Origin of the sequence: Streptomyces mexicanus (assembly GCF_902506575.1) — a bacterium.
Lineage (GTDB): Bacteria > Actinomycetota > Actinomycetes > Streptomycetales > Streptomycetaceae > Streptomyces > Streptomyces mexicanus.
Window position 1 is genome coordinate 1 of the sequence record NZ_LR732603.1, and the last position, 4,920, is coordinate 4,920.

Annotated in this window: 7 protein-coding genes and 1 pseudogene; 6 read left to right on the top strand and 2 right to left on the bottom strand. The window is 68.3% G+C overall.

Going from position 1 to position 4,920, the window contains the following annotated elements:
* Positions 1-106: 106 nt before the first annotated feature.
* The 6 genes and pseudogenes from GV126_RS33030 to GV126_RS33055 form a co-directional block, all read left to right on the top strand.
* Positions 107-445: pseudogene (locus tag GV126_RS33030) on the top strand (ATP-binding protein); the annotation flags it as partial.
* 48 nt (positions 446-493) lie between these two features.
* The gene (locus tag GV126_RS33035; protein WP_159674732.1) at positions 494-1,309 is read left to right on the top strand and encodes a response regulator; all 816 of its coding nucleotides are present in this window, start codon (positions 494-496) and stop codon (positions 1,307-1,309) included.
* Between the two features lie 123 nt (positions 1,310-1,432).
* Positions 1,433-1,666: a Flp family type IVb pilin gene (locus GV126_RS33040; protein WP_159674734.1), complete on the top strand. Its 234-nt coding sequence runs from the start codon at positions 1,433-1,435 to the stop codon at positions 1,664-1,666.
* Positions 1,663-2,265: a pilus assembly protein TadG-related protein gene (locus GV126_RS33045; RefSeq protein ID WP_159674736.1), complete on the top strand. Its 603-nt coding sequence runs from the start codon at positions 1,663-1,665 to the stop codon at positions 2,263-2,265. Before GV126_RS33040 ends, GV126_RS33045 begins: the two co-directional genes overlap by 4 nt.
* Before the next feature lie 31 nt (positions 2,266-2,296).
* A complete protein-coding gene (locus GV126_RS33050; RefSeq protein ID WP_159674738.1) occupies positions 2,297-2,878 on the top strand; it encodes a hypothetical protein in 582 nt (193 codons plus the stop codon).
* Between the two features lie 11 nt (positions 2,879-2,889).
* Positions 2,890-3,534 (top strand): OmpA family protein, encoded by a 645-nt coding sequence (locus tag GV126_RS33055; RefSeq protein ID WP_159674740.1) that lies wholly within the window; start codon positions 2,890-2,892, stop codon positions 3,532-3,534.
* Between the two features lie 18 nt (positions 3,535-3,552).
* Here GV126_RS33055 and GV126_RS33060 read toward each other — a convergent pair whose 3' ends face one another.
* Both GV126_RS33060 and GV126_RS33065 read right to left on the bottom strand, forming a co-directional pair.
* The gene (locus GV126_RS33060) at positions 3,553-3,744 is read right to left on the bottom strand and encodes a hypothetical protein (RefSeq protein WP_159674742.1); all 192 of its coding nucleotides are present in this window, start codon (positions 3,742-3,744) and stop codon (positions 3,553-3,555) included.
* 12 nt (positions 3,745-3,756) lie between these two features.
* On the bottom strand, positions 3,757-4,608 hold the full coding sequence (locus GV126_RS33065; protein WP_159674744.1) for a helix-turn-helix domain-containing protein: 852 nt from the start codon (positions 4,606-4,608) through the stop codon (positions 3,757-3,759).
* Positions 4,609-4,920 lie beyond the last annotated feature (312 nt).

The window sequence follows — 4,920 nt, forward strand, 5'->3', positions numbered from 1 at the left end:
GCGCGGAGGCGGCGCCTAGGCGCAGCGGCGGGGGGGGCGGGCCCCCCCCCCCCCCCCCCCGCGCCCCCCCCCGCCCCCCCCCCCCCCGCGGGCCCCCCCCCGCCCCCCCCCGCCCCCCCCCGCCGCCGCCCCCCCGCCCCCCCCGCCCCCCGCCGAGGCGATGGGGAGCGCCCACCGCCACGCGGCGGCGACCCGCGTGGACGTCCGGGTGGGCGTGCACGGCGACCTGCTGCACCTCAGCGTCTACGACGACGGAAAGGGCCTGCCCCCGGACACCACGCTGCAAGGGCTACGCGCGGCAGGCCACTTCGGCCTGGTCGGCATGGTCGAGCGGGCGGCCGCCGCGGGCGCCCGCATCCGCATCGGCCGCGGCCCCCACGCGAAGGGCACGGAGGTCCGCCTGGAACTGCCGCTGACGCCCGTGACGACACCGCCGACGACCTGAGCGACCGAGCGACCGAGCGACCCGGAGAGATCCGAGAGGAGGCAAGCGATGCAAGGCCCGCCCCCACCACCCGCACCAACCACAGTTCCGACGCCACCACCCACACCCCTGCGGGTGATCGTGGCCGACGACAACCCGGTCGTCCGCGCCGGCCTGACCGCCCTGCTCTCCGGCCGCCCCGGCATCACGGTCGTGGCGGAGGCGGCCGACGGCGGCGCGGCCTGCGAGGCCGCCGAACGCCACCGCCCCGACGTGGTCCTGCTCGACGTCCGCATGCCGGGCATGGACGGCCTCTCGGCCCTGCCCCGTCTGGTCCGGCTGGCCGCAGTGCTGATGCTCACCTACAGCCGTGAGTCGGAGATCGTCCAGGAATGCCTGCGCCGGGGCGCGAGTGGCTATCTGGTCCACGGCGAGTTCACGGCCGACCAGCTGCTGGCCGCGGTCCGGGCCGTCAAGGAGGGAGGGGCTCACTTCACGTCCACGGCGGCGGGGGCACTGGGGTTGGGAAGTGCACGTGCACACGCTACAAGCGTGGCAACGACCAAAGATGACATGAGTTCTGCCGAAGTGCTTTCGCAACTGCAACCGAGTGTGGCACAGTCCTCGTCTGGGTGGACAGCGGGCCGTCCGGCCGCCGTCGACAGAGCGAGGTTCCGACTCAGCGCGAGGGAGGCGGAGATCATGGACCTCATCGCGTCCGGCATGACCAACCATCAGATCGCCGCCGCCTGCTTCATCAGCGAGAAGACGGTCAAGAACCACATCAACCGCATCTTCGCCAAGCTCCACAGCACCAGCCGCGCCGAGGCCGCCGCCAAGTGGCTGGGCACGGCCCCGGGCCCGTCGTCGCGAGGAGTGGGGTGAGTCGTATGACGACATCGCTCTGGGCCCGGATTTGGGCCCACGGACCCTCGGCCGAACGGCACTCCGGGGCGTACGGTCCCGGTGCCGCAAGCGGCACCGACACGGAACCCGGAGGGGATCACCATGAGCGACCTGCTGCTGAAGACCGCGGTGGCCACCAGGACCCGCCTGCACGGCTGGAAGAACACCACGGTCGAGGCGATGAAGCGCCGAGCCGGCGACAAGGGCCAGACCGCGGTCGAGTACCTCGGGATCATCGCCGTGGTGGTGGCGATTGTGCTGGCTATTACGGGGACGAGTATCGGTTCGACGATCCTCGGGAAGATCACGGGCTTGATCGCCAAGGTCGGGAATTGATTGTTTCTCGACGTTACGGCGACACAGGGCAGGCCTTCCCCATCTACATCACAGTGGTGGCGGGCCTGCTCTTTCTTGCGCTTGCTTACTTCGCAGTGGGACAGGCGACGGTCAACCGAAGCGCTGCTCAGACGGCTGCCGACGCGGCCGCGTTGGCAGCTGCGCAGGACACTCGGAAGCAGCTTGCCGACGAGTGGGTGAAAGAGGTGCTCGACCCGACCAAGTGGCTGGACATCTTCCAAGGCATTGGTCAAGGACGCCACTCCTCGTGCTGGCGAGCCTCTCAACTGGCACAAGAAAACCACGCTAGTCTGCGCGGCTGTGATCCGGAGGGCCTGTTGGGCTACAGGGTCGAGGTCCGCACGAACGAGTCCATGGGCAAGTCACTGGTTCCGATCACGGAGACGACGCACTCGACAGCGTACGCCACTGCCGTCATTGAGCCGCTCTGCAGCTTCACGCCCCCGGCCGAGCGTAAGGGGCCTCTTGAGCTGCCCACCCTCACCTGCAAAAACAAGCCATGGAACTTGGACCCGAAGCACCTCACTGACCTTCCTGAGCCCCAAGACCTCTTCGACGTCCACCTGGTCGACCGATAAGCGAACGACAAGTGACGAAGGAAGCAGAGCGATGAGTATTCGGTTCACTGCGCAGGCCCGCAGGGGGTTGGTCGCATTGGCTGTTGGGGCCGGCTTGGTCCTCGGGGCGGTTGGTTGTGGTGGTGGGGGCGCTGAGGACAAGAAGCCTGAGGCTTCAGCGTCTGCTTCGCAGCACCACATGTCCAATCCGAGCACTCAAGAGGGAACGTCTGATACTCCTTTGGCCGAGCTGAGGGGGCCAGACGGGCTGGTCCTTCAAGTCACCGCCGCCAGCCCAGACTCTGGGGGATTCGTGACCATAAACGGAACCCTGAAGAACGACAGCGGGAAGACAGTCGTCGTTCCGGTCGCGCTGAGGGGGGACGAGACCGAGATCGTCAAGCACGGCACTTCTCTCGGTGGCGCAACGCTGATCGATGCGCAGGGGAAGAAGCGCTATTACGTGCTGCGTGACACCGACGGGCGGCCACTGACTACGACGGATCTGTCAACGATCGAAGGGGGCCAAACCATCCCCGTCTTCATGCAATTCCCCTCCCCACCCGCCAGCACCACCGAAGTGACCCTCCAACTCCCCACCTTCTCCAGCGCCCTCATCAAGATCTCCGGCTGAGGCGGCCACCCATGACCACCTACACCAAGCGAACCCGCCCCCGCCTGGCCGTCACCCTCACCGCCGCCACGATCCTGGCCGCCGGCAACCTCTACGGGGCCGCCATGGCCCACGCGGACGGCGGCCCCAGCGAACCCCCCGGCACGGAGCCCTCCGCCTCCGCGCCCGTCCAGGTGGACCCGAAGGACCCCGACCTCAAGCTGCCCGAGGGCGCCACGCTCGCCGCGCCGAAGGTGCTGGACATCAAGTCGGTGGTCGAGGACAAGGGCGGTGAGGAGCGCCGCGAGGACACCAACACGGACGTGACGTTCGCGCTGCAGGCCGAGGTGCTGTTCCCCAAGGACAGCGCGAAGCTGAGCGACCAGGCGAAGGCGCGCCTCGACGCGATCGCGCGGGAGATCCAGAAGCAGCATGCGACGCAGGTCCGCGTCTTCGGCTTCACCGACAACCTCGGCAGCCACGAACACGGCGTGGTCCTGTCCAAGCAGCGCGCCAACGCCGTTCAGGACGTGCTCTCGCAGGAGCTGAACGACCCGAACATCACGTTCGACGTCCGTGGCTACGCCGAGGACTACCCCATCGCGGACAACTCCACCGAGGAGGGGCGCAGGAAGAACCGCCGGGTGGAGGTGACGTTCCCGCGCACGGAGAGCTGAGCCCTCAGGCGGGTCGCCCTACAGCAGATGGTCGGCCTTCCCCGCCTTGATCTCGCGGATCAGCGCGCGGAGGGCGTCTGTGCTGTCGACCAGCGGCCGGTCCTCCTGGCCGGCGACGGCGATGTAGGCGTTGCCTTCGGCGTCGGTGCCTATGCGGAAGCAGTTGTTCCCTTCTCCGCAGAAGGGGTCTTCCCAGTGGATCTCAGCCATGGCGCGTTGTCCTCACAGTTCGCGGGCGACGGTCCGAATGAGGTCGCGGGAGGCTGCGGGTGGCAGGGCCGCGTCATCCATCCAGTCCAGGTGAGCACGGTACTTGGTGAGCTGCGCTTCGGCATCGGTGAACTCCGGGCCGTGCGCGGAGTCGAGTTGCACGGTGTCGAGCTGGGGGACGACGCCGTTGGCGTACAGCAGCGCGTGCCCGGCGCCGGGGAATCCGCTGACGCTCGTGGGGATGATCCGTACGTCAATGCCCTTCTGCTCGGACCGAGCGGCCAGGTGATCGAGTTGGCGGCGGGTTACTTCCGCGCCGCCGAACCGCATGCGCAAGGCTGCCTCGTGGACGTAGGCGGTGTACGGAAGGGGCCGTTCCCGTTCGAAGACCTGCTGCCGCGCCATCCGGTGTGCCACGCGCAGCTCGACTTCGAGCCGGCTCAACGGTGGCAGTACGGCGGCGAAGACGCCGCGGGCGTAATCCTCGGTCTGGAGCAGCCCTGGAACGTGCATGAACTGGACGGTCCGCACCCGTGTGGCGTGCCATTCCAGCTCGGCGATGTCCAGCAGCCCGGCCGGGAGGGTGCCTCGGTACTGCTCCCACCAGCCCCGTTCTTTGCCCTCGGCTATGGCGACCAGGGCGTCGATGTAGTCGCTGTCCGCGCAGGAGTAGTTGCATGCCAGCGTGCGGATGCGCTCCGCCGAGAACGGCCGGATGCCCGATTCCATGTTGGACAGCCGGGTCCGTTCGATCCCGAGCAGACCGGCCGCGTACTCGGTGGTGACTCCCGCCGCGAGCCGCATCTTGCGCATCTCCGCGCCCAGCCGCTTCTGACGCTCCGTCGGCGTGCTTCTGGTGGCCATGCGCTCAGTCTGTCGGGGCAGGCAAGCCAGGTCCAATCCCGAAGGGGGTAAATATCTCCGATTCGTTGGACACTGTGACCCCGCGCCTCTACGGTCGGTGACAGGTCGACTACGACCCTCCGCACCCGACGGAAGTGCATCCCCCGTGCCCGCACCAGGAACGGTGGACAGGCCACCGTATGCCGCGGAGTGACAACAGTGCCCCTGACCGAGGGAGTTGCCGTGTCCACACCCATGCCCGCATCCGTACCGGTACCCACCGCCTCCACCTGCCTGTCCCTTACCGCCCTCGACGGGCCGCCCACACCGCCC

Coding starts and splice junctions, on each gene's coding strand:
- GV126_RS33035 (WP_159674732.1), top strand. CDS start 494: ATGCAAGGCCCGCCCCCACCACCCGCACCAACCACAGTTCCGACGCCA.
- GV126_RS33040 (WP_159674734.1), top strand. CDS start 1,433: ATGAGCGACCTGCTGCTGAAGACCGCGGTGGCCACCAGGACCCGCCTG.
- GV126_RS33050 (WP_159674738.1), top strand. CDS start 2,297: ATGAGTATTCGGTTCACTGCGCAGGCCCGCAGGGGGTTGGTCGCATTG.
- GV126_RS33055 (WP_159674740.1), top strand. CDS start 2,890: ATGACCACCTACACCAAGCGAACCCGCCCCCGCCTGGCCGTCACCCTC.
- GV126_RS33060 (WP_159674742.1), bottom strand. CDS start 3,744: ATGGCTGAGATCCACTGGGAAGACCCCTTCTGCGGAGAAGGGAACAAC.
- GV126_RS33065 (WP_159674744.1), bottom strand. CDS start 4,608: ATGGCCACCAGAAGCACGCCGACGGAGCGTCAGAAGCGGCTGGGCGCG.